Source organism: Prevotella lacticifex, from assembly GCF_019973375.1.
Taxonomy (GTDB): domain Bacteria; phylum Bacteroidota; class Bacteroidia; order Bacteroidales; family Bacteroidaceae; genus Prevotella; species Prevotella lacticifex.
In genome coordinates, this window is sequence record NZ_BPTV01000003.1 from 215582 (window position 1) to 239788 (window position 24207).

The window sequence follows — 24207 nt, forward strand, 5'->3', positions numbered from 1 at the left end:
GTTACTATATTTAAACGAGAAAAGACAGTTTCTATATCGGAAACTGCCTTTAATGGTGTTCGGTCATTGCTTGACTATATGATCACTTTCAGTTCTATATTAATCCTACTAGTGAGTAAAGTTATGAGAAGACTTGCGAATGCAAAGAGTCCGCCGACAATGCAGACACCGGTCCAACCCATTGCGGCCCAGCCCTGTCCGGCAAGGAATGTTCCAAGACTGCCGCCAATGAAGTATGTGGTCATGAAAATGGTGTTGGCACGGCTGCTTGCCTCAGGTATTTGGGCTATGCAACCGCTTTGGTTGCTGAGTTGCTGGAATTGTGTGCCAATATCAACTAAGATTAAGGCCACGATTAGACCTATGTAGCCATAGCCGAAGAAATAGGACACGAGCCAGCCAATGATTTGAATGACTGCACCGCATCCACTGAATTTCTTTATTCCATATTTCGGAATATATTTGCCAATGTCAGATGCTGCTATTGCTCCTGCCATACCGCAAAGTCCCAGCATCCCGACCATGTCGCTGCCTGCGCAGAACGGCTGTTCTGCAAGGTGGAAAGCCATGCATGACCATATAGTCAGCATAGAACCGAAGGCAAGTCCACCACGAACACTGTATAACCGGATTCTCGGATGAGTGCGGAATATTGTCCAGACGGAATGCATCAGCTGTGGATATGTACCGGTGAAGTTGCGCTTCATGTCCGGCAAGATTCTCAGGGCTATGCCGCAACAGATAATCATCAGTCCGGCTGCAATGAGGAACATTGCACGCCATGACAGCCATTCGCCGATAAAGCCGCTGACGACACGGGCTGCAAGAATGCCGGTTAGCAAACCAGAAAGAACATAGCCGATATTCTTCGACTTGTCTTCGGGTCGTGAGAACTGTCCTGCAACGGGTATGAAGAGCTGCGGAATAACCGATGATGCTCCAAGCAATAATGACGCTCCCCAAATGATGTATATATTACTAGCCAGGCCTATGATTAATGACATGACGGCTGCCATTGTCATGCAGACCGAAATGATACGCCTGCGGCTGTATAAATCGCCAGAAGGGATAATGAAGAAGAGCCCGAAAGCATAGCCGACCTGTGTAATAACAGTTATGAGGTTTGCCGTGATGTGGCTTATGCCAAGACCGCTGCTTATCATCTCAAGCAACGGCTGATTGTAATAAAGGTTAGCAACCGTAACTCCTGCGAGCACTGCCATTGCTATGACAATGCTACGGGGTATTCCCATATTTTCTTTTAGCTCAATCATTAGTTTATGGTCATCATTCCTAAAGTGGATGCAAAAGTAACGCTTTTATTTGTATTGGAAAAATCTTGCAGTAAATACCGTAAAGATTTATTTGTTTTACAAAGAGGAATTCTATCGTTTAATATGATGGTAATCCCTAAAGCAACATGAATTACCCAAAAAGGCAGTTCCAAGTTAATGAAACTGCCTGAATCGAGTTATGCACCCGGCATAGGAGAGATTATGTTGATATGTATCCATTCAAGATTTTTGGTAGTATGGGTATATATAACACAAAAGGGGCTTGTCCAATAATGGAAAGTCCCTTGTGTCTTATGCTAGTGCGTGAAGTTTATGCGACCTCAATGCGTTTGGTCTCTTTCTCAGCCTTTGCGGTACGAGGAAGCGTGATGTGAAGAACACCGTTCTCAACCTTGGCACCGATCTTGTCTTTCTCGACATCCTCAGGCAGACTCAAAGCCTGCTCATAGTTGCAACTGGCGAACTCACGGCGGAGGTAGTGCTCCTTCTTGTTGGCTTTGCCGTCCTCGTTCGCGACTCTGCCATTCAAGCAAGCTTGATGGCTCTCGCTGCTCCCTCGGTTCTCATCCTTCTTCTCGTCCTTGTGCTCCATCTTAGATTCTGCGTAAAGCAACCCACCTGGACGATTACGAGAGGGTCGTTGCTAATGGTGTTACCCACGAATCCTATTATCTGGTTGGAGATGTGCTTTTAATATAATAAGAGTTAAATTCTAAATATTAACTACCGATAGGTGTAAGTTTCTCGAATTTTATATGTAATTTTACAATTCTGTGTTGGTGATTCATTAATTTTTCAGCACTAAATTAAGTAAGATTTCCGACACAGCAAAATTCTGAGCAACATTTTGTTGCTTAGGAACTTATAAATTAATTTAAACTATAGTGCTGCGTAATTTAGAAATTATATGATAAGATTGTTAATATTATTGCTATCGTCCGGCATAACATTCAACTCATGGGCTCAGTCAGCTAAAAGAAATGATTATGACGCTCATAAAGAGCTGGTTAAGGCTGAAAAATACATTCCGGAATTTGCCGAGGATTCTGTGAAGGCATGCTTTCCCATATACCGTGTGCTTGTCAAGAAAGAATATCGGAATATGAAATTCGATGCAGTACCAAAATATAAGCGAATAGAGGCATATCTCGATTTCGATCATGCTACTTTAGATGAAGTTATCGCAACCACATCAGATTGGGACTACACATTAGAGGGCAAATATTCAAACTATAATTCTTACTGCTATTCTAAATCGAAAGATAATCCCTTGCTTTCATTAGTTAATAGTATTAAGCCAGATAAATTATACTTTTTATTTGGTCAATCCGATTTTCTGCTTGTCGAAAAATCCGCAGAACGTTACCTTGTACAATATGTAGATCATTTGTGGAAAAAATGCGATTTGCCAGAACTTACAAATAACATTAACGAATTCAACACCTACATATTCCCAAACAAAGAGAAAAAGAAGTTAGTATATTCTAAGTAGCTCTATAGTAGCACTCAAAAGACCTCTCTAATCTTCAAGTCTATAGATAGTTATAGTGTCTATCAAAGAGCCGAACAGAGATATTAATTATAGATTATTTAGTCCTTTAAATGAAGCAGAATGATATAATTCCAATTATTCAAGATAATAATATTTCCGAATATTATTCCTTGAAGAATTTAGGTGTTGAAGGCTATGCCTTTCCATACCAAGAAGCACTTAAAATAGTGCACATATGCAAACTTTTAGCTATTCCAATATTAGGCGGTGATGTATATAGTATGAATAATTCTACTATAAAGAACTCAGATAATAATTGGTATTATGACAGGGCTCCACATGAGTCATATTACGAATACGTGCAAAACAGTTGCAATAAATCCGAATCTTACATAAGGACTTTTAAGACTCATTCTTGTGATAGGCCTTTATTTTCCTTTGTCTTAGAAAATTAATTAGAATTAATGTAAGTTCGACAAATTATAAGTGCGCTTGTAAATTTGGTCATTAGCAAAATTCATGGCGCACTGAATATTTCCCGCGGGCCAATATTTGTAATCTACAGATCTATATTTGGTTAGAGCGGTCCATAACTCAAGGAAAATAGTCATAGGCAGGCTTAAGCTCCCGATGGAGCTATGGTGTGGGAGTGATGGGGCAGCCTTTACGAGCAAGCTCGCAGTCTGCCCCATCACTCCCACACCAACCCTGACGGGGTTAAAGCCTGCCTATGACGAAAATTGCCAAGGCATAAAATTGCTCATAGCGCATAAAATAAATTGCGCCAAGGCGCATAAAATATTGTGCAGCTCAACAGAACACAAGCAGCATAGCAGACTTTCAAGACGCTATAGGTTTCTTGGTGAATCCTATGGGGTGCAGAGATAAATCTATAATAGAGAGTTTTCCCTATCATACTTACAGACAGGAAAAGCCAATGCTACAACAAACCAATACCGAAAAATCTTTACACCATTCCCAAACATGTCATTTTGCCTTCCCAAACGGTCCGTTTCAGCTTGCGAAACGGACCGTTTGGCGTTCTAAAACGGGCTGTTTTAGAACACGGAATGGCATGTATTAGTAATCCATTGATAATCAATGTTGTACAGAGGCGGCGCAAAAGATGAAATAATATGAATTATCTTAACAACTTGTTATCGGTATTCACTTGTTGCTCCATGAGCCTAATAAATAATACTGACTAACGAAAAGAACTATAGCATCTACACCATGACATGTAATGAGCATCAGGCGGAGGCAATACGTTGGGCGGTGAAGTGATATATTACATGTGCGGCACCTATCAGCTTGCAGGTGCGGCCTTTATGGCCGTCCGGTCGGTCATCAGACCGAATATCTGTCGCGTTAGTCTGTTTTGAAGGTTTTCCTTTGTGTCAGCGCCAAGATCCGACGGAGGAGGATCTGCCAGGCAAAGGGCGAAAGCCCTTGGCGCTGACAACAGGGTTTTTATGGTTTTGGTCTTAATTTGTGATTGTCTATGCAACCGTTCTTCGTTCAAGGAGGTTAGACTACCAATGCGTAGATGCGCACTCCGTGCTATTGTGCGTCTTCGAGGCACTGAGTGTATAGCTGTCAGCATCCTTCTTCCCCGGACTGCACTCGCTATCGCTCGCTTAGTCCGGGGTTATTGATGATTCAGCCCCGTCGGGGCTGGTAGTGGTAGGGAGAAGAACACCCTCGCCTATCTCAGCATGGAAAATCTTTTGGTCGATACGTTCATCAAAGTTGTCGGACACAGTACCCACGAACATGCCTTGTGTGAGGTTGCTGATTTTTGATGCAGGGATAAGACTATCCGTCCGGGTAGAGATAGAGGTGGATTTATCATGAAATCATGCGTGATAGCGGATCTTAGCACTCGCAATCTTCCCCTGCAACTGATCCTGCGCCCCTCCCGCCCACGCATCCATAAAGGAAGAAAGATAGTTGGCAAGCTCATCGTAGGAGGTGAGTATCGGGAATATCCGTGCGTAGGGTCGGTTCAGGAGCTCAATGGCATGTGGAAAGGTGCAATACTTGCTGTTTTCATATAAAACCAAATGATGGCTGTCAGCAAGATAATCTGCGACTCCACGAAGTGTGCGTCTATTTATTACTAAATTCCGTGTAATTCTGCTGTTTGATGATTTACGGCATCGGTGATATTGCCACGTGAACCGTGTCGCCGGGTTGCTTGTGGAGTTTGTTTCGGATGGATTTTAGCAGGCCGAGGATATAGCAGATGGAACCGTCGGCGTTCTTCACCCCCATATTGACAATACTGCCGTCGTAGGGTATGCCGTCGAAGGTGGCGCGGACTTTCATTCGACCCTTGCCAAACTCCTTCCTGATGTCTATCGGCACCCTGATATATGCCCCGCCCTTGTCGGGTACGGGCTCAATAACTGCATCGAATTCGAATCTATTCATTGTTCTGCTTGTTTGTAGTAAATGTTCTGCACCGACAGAGACGCGGGGCCTGGCGACAAATCGTGGCGTTAGTCAGCTGTTGAGCTTGCAGTAGACGGATGCAAAGTTACAGAAAATAGTTTGAACTAAGCATACTGTCAAAGCGTAAGAAAAGATTCAAACGGTATTTTTTTCTTTCAATAGGTAAAATTGATTCTCTGCTATTGCTTTGGTGTTATGTTGTGCTTATCTTTGCGCTGAACACAGTAAGAACATTATTAAAAATACAACGAAATGAAAACTCGAAATTTATTCTCTCTCAGCCTTGCGTTCTTATTGCTTGGCACGGTTCCCACTCAGGCACAAGGACTTGGCGGTATTCTCAAGAAAGCCAAGAAAGTCCTTAACAAGGTTGAACAAGTGACTGCCCCGACGACTACCACCACAATCCCATCGGCAAAAAGCAATGATGCACCTAAGGCTCAGGCTACGGCCATCGTCAGTGGCGGTACACTCTACAATCCATTTGAGAAGAAATTGGACGTGGAGGTTGTAGAAGTCTACGGCACTGGCAAGAGCATGAACTTCGGTGACGTGTCGGTGGTCCTGAAACTGAAGGCTAAGACGGTCACCGACAGGATAGACTACATCGGCGACGACAAGACGACAGCCTACGACGATGAGGGCAATGTTTACCGCATCGACAATACTGCCTACAGTATCAAGGTCGCTGAGGGCATCAGCGTGAAGGCCGATTTGGGCTCTTACGGTCTGCACTTTCTCAATGTGCCGAAGAAGACAGAAAAGCTCCAGCTTGTAAAGCTCTTTCTCTACAATGACTTTGAGGATGGCAATGGCGCATGTAGAGGATATATTGAGCTGAGAGATGTGCCGATAGCTTGGAGGGAATAGGCAGCCATAGGAAGCCATAGGGAGTTATAGGGCTATAGGAAGCTATAGGGGCTATAGGAAGCTATAGGTTATAGGGACTATAGACAGCTATAATAAGGGAGGGCTGATTCTGGCCACCGAAGAATAACGAAGCAGGGACCGCACCGGATGGTACGGTCCCTGCTTGGGTTATGTAGCGTGGTGAGGGAGCGGGGCTCCGGCCACTGTGGGTTTACTTCACTGTCACCTTGCGCGTGCGGCCTTTTTCATCGCGGACAATGTAGAGACCTGGGCGCAGGCTGACGCTCTCGATGCGGTCGGTGGTGGCAACGGGTTGACCGCTGACGGTGTAGATGCTTATGCGACCGGTGAGTCCACCGGCGATGATGGCACTGATGGCATCGGGCTGCTTCTCGGGTGCGACGAAGGTGAAGCTGACGGTGTCGGACGTGATCTTGCCCTCGGCGCTGACGTATGCCCAGACGGTTATGGAGTCGTCGACGGTTGTGACGTCGATAGGCTTGTCATACTCTGTGAAGGCCTTTGTCGTGTCGGTGGTGAACCAGATATGTCCGCCGTCGGTATTCGTCGTGATGACTATTGATGTAGAGTCGTCGCTGACGGAAATCTTCGGTGCCGCGCAGACTTCCATCTTCCGGAACGACATGACGGTGGTGTCGGAGTTGAGATAAGCATTCTCCGTCGACCGTGTGAATGCCCTGACTGTGGTTGTGGAGCTGACGGTGATTGGCACTGAGTAGAGTCGGAAACGAGTTGTTGAGTTGCCGACGGCATAGTAGACTCGTCCGCGGTCGGCCGTGATAGTCACCTTTGTTGAGCCAACGAATACGCTGTCGCCGCTGATTACCGGCGGGTCGAGACGTTTCTGCTTGACGAAGAGCACCTGTACGACGCTCGATGTGTCGTGGGCCTCGCGCCATGCGTAGGTATAGAGCGTTGTCGAGTCGTCCTTTATTGTGAACGGCTCGGTGTAGTCCTTCCAGTTCACGCTGTCGGTGGAATAGCGGATGAATCCTAAGGGCGCTGTGAGGGTGACGGTGGTAGAGTCGGCGAAGTAGCGCGTGCTGCCCGAGTTGGCTGTGGCGGCTATCGGCTTGGCTTCTACTGTCGGTGCCGGTGTCAGCATGGTGTCGACAGGATTGAAGATGAACGACACTGTGGAGTCGGCAGCATGCCACTTAATCTGTACGATTTTCTTAGCGAAAGTCTTTGTACCGTCGAGCTGATTGTTGTAGAAGTTCAGCTTAGGAGTGCTGTTCGGTGTGATGCTGTCCTTCTTGTTGTATGGCCAGAGGTCGTAGCGCTCGTTGTAGGAGCTGTTGCTGTTGTCGGCAGGGACGAGGACGACATTTGAATGTCCGTTGGAGCCGTTGTTGACGTTATTGTTATTCCAGAGGTCCTCGTCGTAGTTGACGTGGAGTACTTCGAGTCCCTGAGCGGGGATATAGGTGTCCCATCGGTTCTGTGTGCGGTTTTCGAGGACGAAGTATTCGAGTTTCTTCGGGTCGGCGTTCTTTAGCATCCTGTCGTTGTAGATGACGTATGCGTTGCCTCCGTTGTATGTCGACTTCATGCTGTCGATGGTGTCGTTCATAGCACCGAACTCCTTGTAGTCGATCCATCCGGCAGCCCATTTCTCGTAGGCTGTATATCCCACCGGCACCCATCCTATTCCCTGTGGTCCGCCGTAGGAACCGGCAGCAAGTATCGACCAGTTGCCCATATCAGCCGAGCTGGTGTAATCGGTGTTGTAGAGGTCGGGGAATCCGAGGCAGTGTGAGAACTCATGAGTCATCGTACCCATTCCCTGCGGCTTGCTGTTGTAGCTGCTGCTTCCGTAGAGCTCGTTACCATAGGCGAAGGTATTGATTTTCACGCCGTCGAAGTTGACGTTGTACTGTGGATAGCCGTAGTATGCAGCGAAGCTGTTGTAGTCGTCGAAATTGGTCTGCGCCGGCCACAGCGTGCTGGAGCTGCCACCTGTGGCCTGTCCGTATCCGGCATAGATGAGGTAGAGGTTCTCCACCTCGCCGTCGCCGTCCCAGTCGTAGTCGGCCCAGTTGAGGTTAGGGTAGAGGCTGTCGACCTTGTTGAGGGCCTCATAAGCGAACTCCCATCCGTTGTCACCGGTCTGTGTGTCGAGCGACATTCCCGAACCGTAGTGGCTGTAGTTATAGTCCATCTCGATAGGTCCTACGACATCGAATGTCAGGTCGAGTAGCCCGTGGCTCTGATCCTTGAAGTAGTCGTGGATGGAGCCGATAGCCCCCTCCTCGTTGGTGTATCCCTCCTCGTTGACCATATTCCAGTAGTATGTAGAGTCGTGTCCGGCAGCGAACTTCTTGTTAGGGAATTCGCAGAGGATGACGATACTCTTGTGCTGTCCGGTGATGGAGCGGTGGTCGGACGAGTAGAACGGCCCGTTGCTGTCGGCGCGGCGCATGAGCGGCCGTGTGGGGCGGAAGAGCTTCTGCATGGTGATGGGTCGCAGCTGTTCGATTCGTTTCGCCGATACCGCCCGTGCCATCTTCGCCTCCGATGCCGTACGCTGGCCAGCGTTGTGGGCGAGGGTGTTAGAACGTGTCATGCCGAAACCAATGCCGTCGGCATAATAGTATGCGTTTTTGTACTCGAGGACCGGCACTGTGTCCTCAGTGATGAAGTAGTGCAGACGCTCGTCGCCGACGAGCATCAGCTTCAGCTCTGTGCCGTCGGGCTGGACGACAGTGCGCCAGAAACGTTTGGCGGGGATGGCAAGAGCAAGGGTTGCAGTTGTAAAAAGCAATACTGCAGCAAGAAGTAGTCGCTTCATAAATTATAAATAATGTAATTTCGGATGCAAAGTTAGTCTAAATTGTTTGATTTGCGAAAAAAAGAGCTGATTAATAGTTACGAATACAAGAAAAATCGTATTTTTGTAATCAAATGAACGGATTATCAATACTCATACCCACCTATAACGACGAGTGCCGGCAGCTTGTCGGCGACTTGCTCACGCAATGCGAGGAGCTTAAAAGAGTCTCCAAAGGTTTCTGTTTTGAGATTATCGTTGCCGACGACGGCTCTACTGACCGCTCTGTCCTTGCAACGAACAGTACAATCGGTATTCTGCCCAACTGCCGCTTTGTGCGCCGGATAAAGAATTGCGGACGGGCTCAGATAAGGAATTTCCTTGCCGGAGAAGCCGCTTACGACAGTCTGCTGTTCATCGACAGCGATATGACCGTGGTGCGCCGCGATTTCATTGCTGCGTATGTCGATGCCTGGAATCCTACACATATTATATATGGTGGCTACGAAGTCCCCGCAAAGGACGGCATGGACGACAACCTGCGCTACCGCTATGAGCGGTCGTGTCGTGAGGCCCATACGGCGCAGCGGCGTCGAGAGCATCCCTACAGCGACTTCCACACGAGCAACTTCATGATTCCGAGGAGCATCTTCCTGGCCCATCCCCTCGACATCAACTTCCGGCAGTACGGCTATGAAGATGTTGTCTACGGTGAGCAGATGCGCCGCGATGGCATCGTCATCGACCATATCGACAATCCCATCGGCTTCTGTACTTTCGAGGACAATGCCTCTTTTGTTAGCAAAACCGAGGAGGGCCTTTCGACGCTTTGCCGTTTCCGGGAACAATTGGAGGGTTACTCACGACTGATGGCCGTTGTTGAAAAATTGGAGCGATGGCACATGAAGGGGATATTAAGAACATTTCTCCAGTGGTTTTTGTCATCGTTTCGTAACAATCTGACTGGCAGCCATCCCAACCTCACGGTTTTCAATCTCTATAAACTTGGGTACTTGTTGAAGATAATGCGCTGATGCTTAGACTATAAAAATTATTCATTTATCGTGCCGACAGCGATAAAAGTATGCTGTAGAGCAGCCTTTAATCAATTTTCTCATAATTATTGATTAAAATCTATTAAATCAGTAATATTTTTTGGGAAAACGTTTGCATTATAAATATTTTTATTGTATCTTTGCAGTGTGAGATTGAAATATTAATAAAAAAGAGAAAGGGTTATCTAATGACAAAGAAAGATTTTCCACAGATTTACGTGGACTACGAAAGGGAGGAAACCACACAAACAACACCATCTTATGAAGTTGTTGGTGGCGAATTATGGTTTGATTGACTTATTGGGTCAAAATATATTAGACTTATTCACTGACGGTTGCGGAGTTTTCTCTGCAACCGTTTTTAGTTTTATTCATCTTGTTCCTCCTTGCTTTCAACCCGATATTTCAGCAGAATCACATCGAAACGTTTATAGTTTCATCTTGCGTGGGAGCATATTCTATCCCGAATAAAGAATAAAAGCGCGTAGCGTGCATAATTCCACGATGATGTGATTATGCACGTTTCGCGCTATGTTTTTATTGCTGTCAGGCTTATTGCTTGCGCTGCGGCTGATGGTTCTATTTCAGAATCTTGTGTACCTCGACGAAGCCGTTGTCCATTTCGGCATTGACGAGATATACTCCATGAGGCAGACTGCTGATGTCGATGGGCTGGGTGCCCTCCTGACTGTGCAGCCGCTTGCCGTTGACATCGTAAACCGACACGTCGTAGATTTTATGAGTGCTCGTGAGAGTGATGTGCGATCCGCTGACCTTCATGTCGACTTCCGGTTTCGACGGTACCGGTGTGCCGTCGGCGCGCAGGGGCGTGATGCCGGTGGGCAGTGAGCCCTCGGTGAGCCCCTGGAAGAAAATTGACACCGGAATGTCGCCCTGCTGCCCCACGAACTGCGCGTCGGGAACAGAGATGCGGATGGTGTGTGTTCCAGCGCTCACGGCTCCGAGACTGATGATGCGGTTATCGATGACATCGCCAGGGCACCAGTTGCTGAACGACTGCCACACCCAGTCGCTGCGCTTTCCGCGGCCGTAGATGCCGTTGGCCTGGGTGTTGTACTGCCGGAAGGGCTCACAGCTCTTGCGCCCCGGACGATAGCTGAGCACGAGGTCGCCGTCGTAGTAGATGTAGTGCCAGCGGCGGTTGTACTCCTCGCCGCCACTGTTGGCTCCGTGGTTCGACGTGACGACAACGAACTGTGCGTCAGTAACATCGCGCGAGACGGTGAATGTCCACGTCTTCGTTGTCTTGCCGATGGTGTCGGTGGCGTTGACATTATAGTTGTTGAGGTTGTTCTGTCGGTCGGCGAGATGCTTCATTGCTATCGGTATGAGCACATCGGTGCCGATGAGTGGTCGTGCGGGCTTTGACGTCTCGAGGATGAGGGTGCCTTTGAATACGTCGGAGCGTCCCGCGCAGCCCGTAATTTCCTGGTTGGCGGCATAGGGAACGCCGAAGAGCTCGAACTCCATCCACAGGTCGTACTTGCTTCTGATGCTGTCGTCGCGGAGAATCTGACTCAGGTAGTCGACCCGATAGGCGTATGGCACTGTATCGGGCTTCTTGTTCTTGTCCATGAAAGGAGTTATGAAGCGGCCGAGTTCAATGCGGCTGACGCTGTCGGCAATGTACGTTGTGCTGCCCTTGGGAACAAATGCGAGGTTGATGTTGCCGATGCGGTCGTAGTTGTCGCAGCAGGCCTGAACGTAGACCTTCAGCCACACGCTGTCGCCGATGTTGTTGAGGATAGAATCGTTGAGCGGGACGGCATATAGCGATGTGGAGTGGCGGAGAACGCCGTCGTTGACGAGACTGTCGGGATTCTTCGAGTAGAGATAGCCGTCATAGAACGTGACGGCATCGAAAAGCTTGAACTTCACCGTGTCGTTGTCCTCGGCGGCCATCGTCAATGGAACGAGGAGGAACACAAAAAATAGTAATTTTTTTAACATAGTGATTTGTATTAATGTTTGTGTTATTTTGAAGTTTCCTTTCTTTTCGGACGGGAAATGATGTTCTGAATGGTCCTGATGATGTCGGGAACAAACGCTATCGGCGACGTGGCGATGATGATGTACACCCAGTCGGATGCCGTCAGCGGCGCGACATTGAACATCACCCCGTCGAGATTGACGAGGACAATCTGGCCAATGGAGATGATGAGCATTACGCCGACGAATCCCTTGCTGTAGGATTTGGCCACGGCCTGCCGGTTGCGGAAGATGTCGACGAGATCCTGGAGCAGACTGCGCCCAGTACGGAAGTACTTGGCGTTGAAGAGGTTCCAGAACTGCATGAAGACGAAGAACGAGAAGAATATTCCCATCTCGTAGGCTGAGATGTGCGGTTTCGCTTTCGAGAAGTCGAGATACTGCCCTACGGCACTCTTCAGTGCGTCGGCCGAGAAGAGGCTCACGAAGCCCTCGGACGGCGTAACATCATGATGCCACAGCAGCTGCCATAGTCCGAAGAGGATGACGAAGAAAACCAGTCCGACTCCTACTATTCGCGACAGCATCTTCCGGTCGATGATGAAAGCGTTCGGGTTGCGCGGTTTCTTGTCGAGGACCTCCTCGTCGGCGGGCAGCGACGAGAGTGCTCCAGCTGCAAAAGTATCCATGATGAGGTTCACCCACAGCATCTGGGTGACGGTGAGCGGTGAGTCGGTGCCCGTGAAGGCTCCCACGAGTACGATGAGACAAGCACAGATATTGATTGTCATCTGGAAGAGTATGAACCGCTGGATGTTGAGATACAGCGAGCGTCCCCAGATGATTGCCCTGACAATGCTTGAGAAAGAGTTGTCGATGATGGTTATGTCGCTGGCCTCCTTGGCGCGCGCCGTTCCCGCTCCCATAGAGAGTCCCACCTGCGCCTTGCTCAGAGCCGGTGCGTCGTTGGTGCCGTCGCCGGTGACCGCCACGACTTCGTCCTGCTTCTGTAGGAGCGTGACGAGCCGCGCCTTGTCGTCGGGACGCGCGCGGGAGATAATCTTGAAGTCGGGATTGCTCACAAGCCGGGAGGCCTCAGCGTCGTCCATGGCCTCAAACTCCTGGCCTGTAATGGTTTGCGGTTTCTCGTCGTCGGCAAGGAGTCCCACCTGTCGGCCAATCTCATTGGCTGTCGTGAGGTTGTCGCCGGTGACGATGATGACTCTTACTCCTGCACGGCGGGTACAGTCGCTGATAGCTGCCTTGACATCCTTGCGCACGGGGTCGGCGATGCCGACGATGCCGTCGAAGGTCAGCGGTGTCCACTTGCCGTCAACCTCACGCTGCGAGGCGAAAGCCAGTGTGCGCATGGCACGTTGCTGGTACTCCTTGAGCATGGTCTCGATATGGTCTTTTGTCGTGCCGTTGCCAATATCTTCCGACATAGCGAGGACCACCTCTGGTGCTCCTTTAATGAACCGCATGTGCAACGGCGCAGTGCCGTCGGGGTCCGGTGTCTTGGCAGTGAACTCCGATTCCATATATTTCCGCTCGGTAGAGAAAGGCTGCACGTTGTCGGCGCTGTATTCGTGGCGCACCTTGTCGTAGTCGATGCCCTTGTCCCTGAGCCAGAAGAGAAGCGCTCCCTCCGTCGGATTGCCGAGAGCTTTCTCCTTGCCGTTGTCGTCGAGGGATATTTCGGCTGTAGAGTTCAGGGCAATATTCAGCTCTATTCTCTTCTCGGCATCGTCGCCGTAGAAGTCGCGGTTGGTGACGGTCATCTTGTTCTGCGTCAGCGTTCCGGTTTTGTCGGTGCAGATGACGGTGGCTGCGCCCATAGTCTCGCAGGCGTGGAGCTTGCGGACGAGGTTGTTCTCCTTGAGCATCTTGCGCATGCTCAGGGCCAGACTGATGGTGACACTCATTGGCAGTCCCTCCGGCACGGCAACGACGATGAGGGTCACAGCGAGCATTATGGAGTTCAGAGTGAACTCGATGATGTCTACAATGTCGTGGTTGTTGGCTGCATTACCGTCGAAAAAGAAATAGTAGAGCAGCCGTCCGGCCACGATGAGGATGGCAATGGCGAAACTGGCTTTCGATATTACGGAGCCGAGCGACTTGAGCTGCTTGTTGAGCGGGGTATCGACATCGCTGCCTTCCTGCGTCTTGGCGGCTCCCTTGCCCTCGACGGTGTCCATGCCGATGGCCGTGACGCGGAAGATGCCGTTGCCGTCGATGACCGTTGAGCCACGCAGCACTTTATTGGTCGGGAATGTGGCCTCAGCATCGAAGTCCTGTTCGTACGCCGACTTGCGGGCAAATTGTTCACCTGTGAAGTTCGATTCGTCGACGAGCAGCGAGTTCGACTCGCAGAGTTCGCCGTCGGCAGGCACCTCATCGCCACTCTCGAGGTAGATGTAATCGCCTAAGCAGACGTTCTGACGTTTCACCTCGCGCAGTTTTATTGTCTCCTTGCCGTCGCTCTTGTAGCGGCGGTACACTTTCACGGGACGCTTGTCTTTCTCGGTGATGAGGATGTCGAACTCCTTGCCGGCTTTCATCTCGAAGAAGAAACCGACGGTGGTAGCCAGCAGAATGGCAACGGGAATGCCGATGAGATCGAGGAATGCCTCCATGCCCTTGCCGCCGACGGTGGCCTCGTAGATAGCCACGATGACGGCAAAGCAGAATACTACCTCAAGGACAATGATCAGCGGGTCCTTGAATTTCTCCTTATATTGTTTCCATTTCGACTCACGCTCTGGTGGCGGGATGATGTTCTTGCCCTGTCCTTTCGCTACTTGTTCGGAATCGTCGAAAAGACACTGGTGCAGGAATGACCTTCTCTTGTTTTGCATATAAATTCTTCTATGTTTCTCTCTTTTGTTTGCAAAGTTACCAATAATTTTCCAAAACTGACATTGCAAAGGCTAAAAGATTGAATTGCTGCGACACAATGAAATCCAAAAGCAACCTGAATGTAACTGTAAAGTTGGTTAATCTTTTTCGCATGGAGATGTTATCCAAGCATGATTACAACCGTTCAAAATATGTGAAATATATTTACAGCATTCCGATATGTGCCGTTTGGGCTTGCGAAACGGCCCGTTTCATCGTCCGAAACGGTCCGTTTTGCGTTCTAAAACGGTCCGTTTCAGAACGCAAAATGGCATAAATTGTAAATTGCTGATAATCAGATAGTAACAAAGGCGGGATAGAAGCGTATGCGAGATGAAATACTTTTACATTTCATTGTCTATCAATTTCGTTGGATTTACGATTGTTTCATTCATCTTGAGAAGATAAATTGCTTTCGTGAGGAGATGATATTTTCGTGCCAAAATGAAAAAACCTTGCCTGCAACGTGAACGCTGCAGGCAAGGCTGCGGATGGATTCCATTGTGGAGTCCATGTAAAGAAATTGTGCGATAGCTGTTCTATTGCATTTTATTGCGGCTCATCGCTCGTCGCGGATGGGTAGATTTATGCTCCGTGGAACATATATTCCTTCTGAATATCTGCGGTCATACGAGTGAAGAGTCTGTTCTCAAGGTCGTGGGCAACTGCGAGGGCGTGACTAAGAGTGCGGTCGGAGAAGGCCTGCAGAAGGTCGTGGGCAGCCATTGGCCTGCCGGCTTTGACGAGTGCTACATATTCGTCCTCCATTTCCTTCTGGCGCTGGTCGTTCTCCTTCTCGAGGGCTGCGTAAGTCTCCTTGATTATTGGTGCATAAGCGTTGTAGTTGACCATGCCGAGAGCCATCACCTTACGGAATGTCCAATAAGCTGAATCGTCGGAGCATTTGTCGTCGCCGACGAAGTAAGGTTTCGGGAAATCGGTAACGCCCTGATACAGAGGAAGGAATACTCCGAGGTCGGCCATGCCCTCAGCCACGTATGTGAGACATCCTATCTCCTTAGGCAGCCACGGACGGTTCTGCAGAATATGGGTCTGCGTTGTGCGGAAGATGCTTACCGGACGGTAAGGCTCCTTGCCGTTGTTGTGGAGATATGGGTCATGGTCAGTGCCGTCGTAGTGGAAGCGGAAGGCGCGGCGGAGGTCGGCGATGCTTATCTTATGGTCGGTCTCAGCAAAGACCGGGAATGTGTTCTTCGTCACATCGTTCTTGATGTCGGGCGAGAAGATGCCCTGGAGTCCCCATACACGCGGGTAGTTGTAGGTAGTGTCGGCTATGTCGTCCTTGGAGTAAGCCTCGTGGAAGTCGAACTCTCCCTTGGCAGGGTCGTAGAGTCCGTTCTTTGCGGCGAACTCAATGAGGTCGGCTGATGCCATGAAGTTCTCCTTGTCGTTGGGGTCGTAGTGGCGGAAACGGCTCTGGTTTCCGGTGACGAAATACTTGTCGGCAGGCATGCGGCAGGCCAGCCAGCGGTGTCCTCCGGCATTCTCGAGATACCATGTCTCCTTCGAGTCGATGAATCCGATGCCGAAACCTTCTGCCGAGCCGTATTTCTCAATCATCGCGCCGAGCCGCTCCACGCCCTCGCGGGCTGTCTTGATGTAGGGCAGTACGGTGTTGTAGGTGCAGCACTCCGATAGTCCGTCGGCAACGTAGGGGTCGGCTTTCAGGGCCTCGGGCGACGAGAAGATGGTCTCGGTAGAGCTCTCACCCACACCGGCTGTATTCCATCCGGCGCTTCCCCATTCCTCGTGGTACTGATAGTCGGGAAGTCCGGTGTAGCCCAGTGCCTCCTTCGGCAGTTTGCAGTGGAAGGGACTGTCGGCGGCAATGAATTCCTCCGGGCCATTGGCTGTGTCTTTCTTTACGATGAAGTTCTTAGTGCGGAGAGCGTCAAAGTCCTCCGAACGGGCGAAGATATGTGAACCGTCAGCGGTCTGATTCTCTCCAACGATAATTGTTGTGCACTCCGACTTCGGTTGTGCCTCCTTGCTTAGAGGTGTGACATCATTTTTGTTTTTGAGATTTTTACTCATGTCCATAATTTATTTTGTTTGAATTTTGTGTTCTGTTGTTATGTCGTAACTGTCTGAAAATGATTATTTTTCGTCTTGCTGATGACGTTGCTTGTCATTCGGAACTACTCTTCGGCTTCGAGCTCTCGTAGGGCGTTCTGGGCCATAGCCAACATCTCGTCCTGTCCGGGGTAGACGTTCACGGGCGCAAGGAACGAAATGCGCTTCTTCAGTCCGTCGATGATGTATTTCGAATGGGCCATTCCACCCGTTATCAGAATCGCGTCGACATTGCCGCAGAGCACAGCTCCTTCGGCCGCTATCCACTTGGCGGTGTGCCATATCATGGCGTCGGCAATGAGTTTTGCCTTCTTGTCGCCGTCAGCGATGCGCTGTTCCACCTCCCTCATGTCGTTGGTGCCGAGAAAAGCCTTCATTCCTCCGTCGCCGGCAATGCGGTTCATAATCTCCTTCTCGGTCATCTTCCCACTGAAACACAGATGGACGAGGGCACCTACGGGCAGCGATCCCGAGCGCTCCGGCGAGAAAGGGCCCTCGCCGTCGAGGGCGTTGTTGGCGTCGATAGCCCTGCCGTGGTCGTGGGCAGCGATGGAAATGCCTCCGCCGAGATGGCAGATGATGAGTCTGAGATCCTCATATCTCGTTCCCTGCTCCTTGGCGTAGCGACGTGCAATGGCCTTCTGGTTCAGGGCATGCCATATAGGATTGCGGTCGAAATCGGGAAATCCGCAGATGTGAGCCTCCGGTGCAAGCTCGTCGACGGTGCCGGGGTCGGTGATGAAAGCCCGACATGGCATCACGCGTCCGGCAATGTCGCGGGCCAGCGCGCCCCCGATATCGCAAGCATGAACGTGGTGCGCGTTGCGGGCGGCGGCTATCATGTCGTCGGTAACCTCATAGGTTCCGCTCTGCACAGGATGCGAAAGGTCACCACGGCCGACGACAGCATCGAGCTGCATGGGAATATTGTGCTTGTTGAGCTCGTCGATGACCACTTGAAGACGGAAGGGCTCCTGGTCCCAAACTCCTTGAAACTGAGCGAGTTGCTCGGGTGTATGGCGTATGTCACTCTCGAAAATCTGTTTCGAATCTTCGTAAACGGCAATCTTGGTCGATGTCGACCCTGGATTAATCACTAATATGCGATGCATGTAGGTAGTCTGAAATTATATGTTGTTTGTATGCTTTGGTTCGGTACATTCGTTGACAAGATACACTATGCTGCGGTATGTTATGCCGGAATTGGCCGCAAGTCCAATCTCACACGTGCGGCTGTTGCTGTAGCCTTCGGTGGCACCGAAGTCGGTAACCTGGCGCCGGAGGTCGCGCAGAGCGTAGCGGTTCTCCTCGGGGTAGGTGAATCCGCGGTCGCCGGCGAAGGCGCAGCAGCCGATGCCTTCGGGCACGAGGACGGATGATGAGCACATGTGGGCGAGGCGGATGAAGTCGTCGGCGACACCGAGTTCGCGCGTCGAGCATGTCAGATGGATGGCTATGCGGCGGTCGGTCTTATGCCATAATAGTCTGTCCTTGAGGAAAGTAAGGATAAATTCCACCGGCCCGTAGAGGCTCACGCTGCTCATAACTTTCTTCATCCGGTGCAGACAGGGACTCTGGTCGCAGAGAACGGGATACTTGCCGTGGGCAGAGGCTTCGTAGAGAGCGGCCTCGAGCTCCTTGCTTTTGCGGTCGGCAATGTCGATCATTCCTTTGCTTTCCCATATCTGACCGCAGCACATCCGTTCCATTCCCTTTGGAAAGACAACCCTGAACCCGGCCTTTTGCAGCAGCGACACCGTCTCTTCGACAAGCGGCCGCTTGCTGTTGGTGTTGCGGGGCAGCCCCATGGTCTGGTTGATACACGACGGGAAGTAGACTACTGTCGGGATTTCCTCACTGTCGGTGGCAGCGTTTTGATTAGCGAGAATCTTCTCCGTAGGCTGTCGGCGGCTGTGTGGCATGGCCGGGGTCCACAGTGGCAGTCCGGCTTTGTTGAGTCCTTCGCATACCCGTGTCATCGCTGATGTGCCGAGAACTGTGTGTCCCAAGGCAGCCGTCTTCAGCACCCCGCGCAGGCACTTCTTTATTCCTGCCATGTGGTTGGCGCCGAATTCACCTATTTTATATAGCTGCTTGTGGTCCATCATCCCTATCTGCCGGATGAGATGGGTCATATCGCCGGTGTTGATCTTCATAGGACACGATGTCGAACAGAGGCCGTCGGTAACACATGTCTGCTCACCGAGATACTTATATTCGCCGGTCAGCTCGTCGAGAAGGGCCTTGTCGTTGCCGCTGTCGCGCAGGGCGAGTATCGTTCGCATCGATGCTATGCGCTGTCGGGAACTGAGAGTGAAGCCACAACTGACACAGTGGGACTCGCAGAATCCGCACTCGATGCATTTGTTGGCCCGCTTTGCCCCTTCAATCATCTCCTTGGCTGAGATTGTCGGCGGCAGACTGTCGAGGCGCGAATAGTCGAACGTAAGTACTGGCAGGGGCTTGAGATTGTGGATGAAGCACTCAGGATCGTCGTTGAAGATTACTCCCGGATTGATGAGGCCTTCGGGATCGAAGATGTCCTTCAACTCGTGCATGACCTTCATGGCATCGTCGCCCCACTCCCTGCCTACGAAAGGAGCCATGTTGCGGCCCGTGCCATGCTCGGCTTTCAGTGAGCCTCCATATTCGGTAACGAGTCTGGCTACGTCATGCATCATCTCGGAGTAGCGTTCAACCTCTTTCTCACTTGCAAAGCTCTGATTCAGAATGAAATGGTAGTTGCCCTCAAATGCATGACCATAGATGCACGCATCGTGATAGCCATGGTCGGCAATGAGTTTCTGGAGCTTGACGGTCGCCTCAGGGAGGTCCTCAACGTGGAAGGCTATATCCTCTATGAGACAGCTCGTTCCGGTAGGCCGCATACCGCCAACGCTCGGGAAAATACCTGAGCGCATGGCCCACAGCCGCGACTGTTCGGTAGCGTCGGTGGTGAAAGACACCGGCCGGTAGAGCGAGAAACTGCTGAGGCAGTCGCTGACGGCTTTCACCCTCGTGCTCAAACCGGCCTCGGTTGCAGCCTTGGTCTCTGTCAGCAGTGCCGTCAGATTGTGGTAATCGCCCGGACTTACACCGTCAATCAGTCCTGCATCGACATCCTTCTTATATTGCTCAAAGACCGGATCGCCAACCGAAGCCAACGACATATAGTCGAGCATTTCGGCACTTTTCACCATCAGGTCCTCACCCGTGCGCTCCATATCGTCGCCCGTTGCGTGCAGCTTTTTCAGGGCCACGACGGCATTGCAGCTCTCCTTCATCGTCGTGAAGTAGACCATTGCCGTTGCCTTGAACGGATAATCGCCGAGAGTGCGCATCCTTACCGACGAGATGAAGGCCAGTGTGCCCTCGCTGCCGACCAGTGAATGGGCAATGATGTCGAACGGATCGTCGTAGGCAACGAGAGGACGGATATTCAGTCCGGTAACATTTTTAATGCTGTATTTATATTTTATCTTCTCCGTGAGACCCTTGTCAGCACGCACTCTGTCGCGGAGCTCCTCTATTCGACGCAGAAAATCGGGATGCGAAGTCCTGAACTCAGCCCTGCTTTTCTCGTCGCCGGTGTCAAGAATTGTTCCGTCGGCGAGAATCATCTCGGCCGAAACGAGCAGCCGGTCGCTGTTGGCATGTACTCCACAGTTCATTCCCGATGCATTGTTGGCCACTATGCCGCCAATCATTGCAGCTCCCACTGATGCCGGGTCGGGCCCGAACACACGGCCGTAGGGCTTCAGCAGATGGTTGACTTCAGCGCCGATGAGTCCCGGCTGCAGTGTGACAACGCTGCCGTCAGTGCCGAGGTCGTATTTCCGCCAGTTCTTTCCGGCCACGATAAGCACCGAATCGCTGAGCGACTGACCCGAAAGGGAGGTGCCGGCGGCGCGGAATGTGTAAGGAATATGATTGTGGGAGCAGGCGGCCATTACCCGCGAGACGTCGACTGCATCCCGGGTGCGGACAACCACACGGGGCACAATACGGTAAAAACTGGCATCGGTTCCCCAGGCCAGTGTGCGCAGACTGTCGGTGTAGATATTCTCCGACGGCAAGAACTCCTTTATCTCACTTATGAAATGGCTGTATCGTTCTGGCTCCATAGTATCATTTCATTAATATTAAATATCGATTGCGAAGTTACAAAAAACTTGCGACTACGCCAAAGGATTGAAGAATAATTTATACCTTTGTCACACTTTATAAAATTCAATGTACGATGTGGGTAAATCCACGGTTAAAAACGCAATCATATTTAGGTAAACAATATTAATTATTTGTATTGTCATGAAGAAACAATTTTTGGCTTTAGCCATCATGCTGCTTGCCCTGCTGCCCTGCGGAGCGCAGGTGTCACGTCCGAAACTGGTTGTGGGCATTGTCGTCGACCAGATGCGGTGGGATTATCTTTACTATTACTACAACGACTATGGCACCGGCGGCCTGCGACGGTTGCTTAGCGAAGGCTTCTCTTATGAGAACACGCAGATAAACTATTCGCCCGCAGTTACTGCCGTGGGGCATGCGAGCATCTACACTGGTTCGGTGCCTGCACTGAACGGAATCGCCGGCAACTGGTTCTGGGAGAATGGCAAGAACGTTTATTGCTGCACAGATACCACGGTGAGAAGCGTTGGCTCCAACAGTGCTGAGGGACAGATGAGCCCGCGCCGGATGCTCGGTACGACGATTGGCGACGAGCTCCATCTGGCCACCGACTTCCGGTCGAAAGTCATCGGTGTGGCTCTCAAGGACCGTGCCGCCATCCTCCCTGCCGGTCATAGTGCCGATGCTGCATACTGGTGGGGCACTTCAGCCGGACATTTCGTCTCCAGTACGTTCTATATGAACGACTTACCGCAATGGGTTAAAGATTTCAATAAAGCCAACCATACGAAACCAAACTTCAATATCAAGACTAATGATGAGGGCGTGACGATGACGTTTAAGATGGCTGAGGCTGCCGTCGACAATGAGCGTCTCGGCCAGACTGATGGTCAGACCGATATGCTCACTGTCAGCATATCGTCGACAGATGCCATTGCACATAAGTATTCAACCCGCGGACAGGAGAATAAGAGCGTATTCATGCGTCTCGACCATGATCTTGCCGGATTCCTCAACTACCTTGACGAGAAGGTCGGAAAGGGCAACTACCTTCTCTTCCTCACCGCTGACCACGGGGCTTCGCACAACTACAACTTCCTCAAGCAGCACCGCATTCCCGCTGACGGTTGGGATTACGACAAGTCGGTGGCCGAACTCAATAAGGGCTTGCGTGAGAAATTCCCTCAGCTGACGGCCAATCCCGTCCTTGGTGAGGACAATTACCACTTCTACTTCAACGACAAAGCCTATGCTCCGGCCGACAAGCAGAAAGTCGTTGATGCCGCCATCGCTATCCTCCGCAAGGACAAGCAGTTCTTATGGGTTGTCGACAACAACAAGATTATGGAGTCGACGGTCCCTGAACCAATAAAGTCGCGGCTCGTAAATGGAATCTTTCCCGGACGCTCCGGCGATATCACCGTAGTGACGCGTCCACAAGTTTTCGGTGCTGAGGTGTCGCCAACTTATCGCGGTACGCAGCATGGACAGCCCATGGCCTACGATGTTCATATCCCGTTCATCCTCTATGGATGGAATGTAGAACATGGCGAGAGTACCAAGCCTCTGAATATCACCGATATAGCGCCGACCATTTGTGCTATGCTTCACATCCAGATGCCTGATGCTGCCATAGGCACACCGGCGCGATGAGACGGCTGAGAACTCAGCTTCTCAATGAGAAACGGTTATATGCATAGTAACGATTCTGTCCTTTATGGATTTCTTTCGTTCATAGGTTCCCGCCACTACGGAAATGGTGGCGAGAGCCTTTGTTGTAATATAGAATTTAGTTACTTCGCCTTTGTCACTCGTTGTTCATGGGTCAATTTTATGAAATCGTTCGCGGAACGAAGATGATAGGAAAAATTCTTCCGTTTTTCTGTAGTTTTTCGGAAGAATAAGCGTCTAATGAGAAAATCAAATCAACGACAATGATGGTATCAGAACAAACAAAACAAGAGTTTGCCCGGTTCGTCGGAGAACAGAAGAGCACCATCTACACGGTTTGCTATATGTTCTCCAAGGATGAAGATGAGGTTGCCGACCTCTTTGAGGAAGTGATTATCAATCTATGGAAGGGTTTCAAGGGCTTCAAGGGCAGGAGCAGTCCCCGCACTTGGGTATATCGCGTGAGCCTGAACACATGCATCTCGCTCGACCGTAAAAAGCGACGGCGCAAAACCGTTCCTCTGACGATGGACATCAACCTCTTTGAGGACAGTGATGCCGATACGCGGCAAGTGCAGATGCTCCGCAGTAGGATTGCCCGTCTCGGCCCTTTCGATCGTGCCATTGTATTATTGTGGCTCGAGAATATGAGCTACGATGAGATAGGGCAAATAGTAGGAATCTCTACCAAAAATGTCTCGGTAAGACTTTTCCGTATCAAGGAACAGCTCAAGGCGATGAGTGGCGATAACCGTGAATAATACGCGTAACAGATTAAAAACTACACAGTTATGAATACACAAGAAAATAACATCCTCGAAGAAATGCGCCGTCAGATGGCAATTCTACAGGCGAAACTCGATAAGGAAACAATCATTAACGATCGGCTTCTTCGTGAGTCGATGAAGAACAACTATTCCAGTATCAACCGTTATCTCAACCTCCAGTCGAATGTCCTCCTGCCGATAGTACTCGTATGCTACCCCATTTTCGCAGGAGTTTTCAATCTGTCATGGGGACCGGTTCTTGCAATATGCGTGGTCTGTATTGCTGCCATGATCTTTGACCACCGTGTTTATCGTATAAAAGAAGAGGAGTTCATGGCCGACGATCTTGTTCCCACGGCGTTACGCCTGCAACGCGCCCTGCGGTTGAGCTCTATAGAGATGATGGTCACTATGCCGTTGACATTCGTGCTGTTTATATGGTTTCTCGTCGACTTTTACCAAAATATCGACTTCCAGAGTGAGATTCTTACGAGCGCCGCCTGGGGAGGTCTCATTGGCAGTTGCGTAGGTCTTGTCGTCGGTATAATATATGCGGTTAAGATTTTTCGTAGTCAGCAACGGACATTCAAGCAGGTTTTAGACCAGATTAATGACCTTGTAGCGGCGAAAGACGACTGAAATCTCTTCACTCTCAAAGATCAGTCGTTTTTCCAAATAGCTGCATGGAAACGCTCGGTGTCGTTCCATGCAGCTGTTATGGGTTCATTATCAGTCGGTT

Annotated in this window: 16 protein-coding genes and 1 pseudogene; 7 read left to right on the forward strand and 10 right to left on the reverse strand. The window is 50.3% G+C overall.

Annotated elements, in window-relative coordinates; all coding sequences use genetic code 11:
• Positions 1–74 precede the first annotated feature (74 nt).
• Positions 75–1253, reverse strand: coding sequence for an MFS transporter (locus tag LDN30_RS14705; RefSeq protein WP_223926999.1), 1179 nt, complete (start codon positions 1251–1253; stop codon positions 75–77).
• Between the two features lie 352 nt (positions 1254–1605).
• Positions 1606–1887, reverse strand: a complete 282-nt coding sequence (locus LDN30_RS14710) for an Hsp20/alpha crystallin family protein (RefSeq protein ID WP_223927000.1) — start codon at positions 1885–1887, stop codon at positions 1606–1608.
• Between the two features lie 315 nt (positions 1888–2202).
• On the opposite strand from LDN30_RS14710, the gene LDN30_RS14715 reads away from it, so the two are divergent.
• Positions 2203–2787: a hypothetical protein gene (locus LDN30_RS14715; RefSeq protein WP_223927001.1), complete on the forward strand. Its 585-nt coding sequence runs from the start codon at positions 2203–2205 to the stop codon at positions 2785–2787.
• A 110-nt stretch (positions 2788–2897) separates the two neighbouring features.
• A complete protein-coding gene (gene imm40, locus LDN30_RS14720; protein ID WP_223927002.1) occupies positions 2898–3242 on the forward strand; it encodes an Imm40 family immunity protein in 345 nt (114 codons plus the stop codon).
• A gap of 1251 nt (positions 3243–4493) precedes the next feature.
• Here imm40 and LDN30_RS14725 read toward each other — a convergent pair.
• Positions 4494–4888, reverse strand: a pseudogene (locus tag LDN30_RS14725) (hypothetical protein); the annotation flags it as partial.
• 50 nt (positions 4889–4938) lie between these two features.
• A complete protein-coding gene (locus tag LDN30_RS14730; RefSeq protein ID WP_223927003.1) occupies positions 4939–5220 on the reverse strand; it encodes a DUF1905 domain-containing protein in 282 nt (93 codons plus the stop codon).
• A gap of 273 nt (positions 5221–5493) precedes the next feature.
• On the opposite strand from LDN30_RS14730, the gene LDN30_RS14735 reads away from it, so the two are divergent.
• Positions 5494–6111, forward strand: a complete 618-nt coding sequence (locus tag LDN30_RS14735) for a hypothetical protein (RefSeq protein WP_223927004.1) — start codon at positions 5494–5496, stop codon at positions 6109–6111.
• Positions 6112–6322: 211 nt separating this feature from the next.
• Here LDN30_RS14735 and LDN30_RS14740 read toward each other — a convergent pair whose 3' ends face one another.
• Positions 6323–8923, reverse strand: coding sequence for a M6 family metalloprotease domain-containing protein (locus tag LDN30_RS14740; protein WP_223930061.1), 2601 nt, complete (start codon positions 8921–8923; stop codon positions 6323–6325).
• 113 nt (positions 8924–9036) lie between these two features.
• Between LDN30_RS14740 and LDN30_RS14745 the strand changes: the two genes are divergently transcribed.
• The gene (locus LDN30_RS14745; protein ID WP_223930063.1) at positions 9037–9936 is read left to right on the forward strand and encodes a glycosyltransferase family 2 protein; all 900 of its coding nucleotides are present in this window, start codon (positions 9037–9039) and stop codon (positions 9934–9936) included.
• 600 nt (positions 9937–10536) lie between these two features.
• On the opposite strand, the gene LDN30_RS14750 is transcribed toward LDN30_RS14745, so the two are convergent.
• From LDN30_RS14750 to LDN30_RS14770, 5 genes are all read right to left on the reverse strand, one after another.
• Complete coding sequence (locus LDN30_RS14750; protein ID WP_223930064.1) at positions 10537–11928, reverse strand: peptide-N-glycosidase F-related protein; 1392 nt, start codon at positions 11926–11928, stop codon at positions 10537–10539.
• Positions 11929–11951: 23 nt separating this feature from the next.
• The gene (locus LDN30_RS14755) at positions 11952–14768 is read right to left on the reverse strand and encodes a calcium-translocating P-type ATPase, PMCA-type (RefSeq protein ID WP_223930066.1); all 2817 of its coding nucleotides are present in this window, start codon (positions 14766–14768) and stop codon (positions 11952–11954) included.
• A 625-nt stretch (positions 14769–15393) separates the two neighbouring features.
• The gene (locus tag LDN30_RS14760; protein WP_223930068.1) at positions 15394–16863 is read right to left on the reverse strand and encodes a C69 family dipeptidase; all 1470 of its coding nucleotides are present in this window, start codon (positions 16861–16863) and stop codon (positions 15394–15396) included.
• A 104-nt stretch (positions 16864–16967) separates the two neighbouring features.
• Complete coding sequence (buk, locus tag LDN30_RS14765) at positions 16968–18014, reverse strand: butyrate kinase (RefSeq protein ID WP_223930069.1); 1047 nt, start codon at positions 18012–18014, stop codon at positions 16968–16970.
• Positions 18015–18029: 15 nt separating this feature from the next.
• A complete protein-coding gene (locus LDN30_RS14770) occupies positions 18030–21026 on the reverse strand; it encodes an FAD-binding and (Fe-S)-binding domain-containing protein (protein WP_223930071.1) in 2997 nt (998 codons plus the stop codon).
• 184 nt (positions 21027–21210) lie between these two features.
• On the opposite strand from LDN30_RS14770, the gene LDN30_RS14775 reads away from it, so the two are divergent.
• From LDN30_RS14775 to LDN30_RS14785, 3 genes are all read left to right on the forward strand, one after another.
• Positions 21211–22683: an alkaline phosphatase family protein gene (locus LDN30_RS14775; protein WP_223927011.1), complete on the forward strand. Its 1473-nt coding sequence runs from the start codon at positions 21211–21213 to the stop codon at positions 22681–22683.
• A gap of 284 nt (positions 22684–22967) precedes the next feature.
• The gene (locus LDN30_RS14780) at positions 22968–23462 is read left to right on the forward strand and encodes an RNA polymerase sigma factor (RefSeq protein WP_223928297.1); all 495 of its coding nucleotides are present in this window, start codon (positions 22968–22970) and stop codon (positions 23460–23462) included.
• Positions 23463–23492: 30 nt separating this feature from the next.
• Positions 23493–24107, forward strand: a complete 615-nt coding sequence (locus tag LDN30_RS14785) for a hypothetical protein (RefSeq protein ID WP_223927012.1) — start codon at positions 23493–23495, stop codon at positions 24105–24107.
• Positions 24108–24207 lie beyond the last annotated feature (100 nt).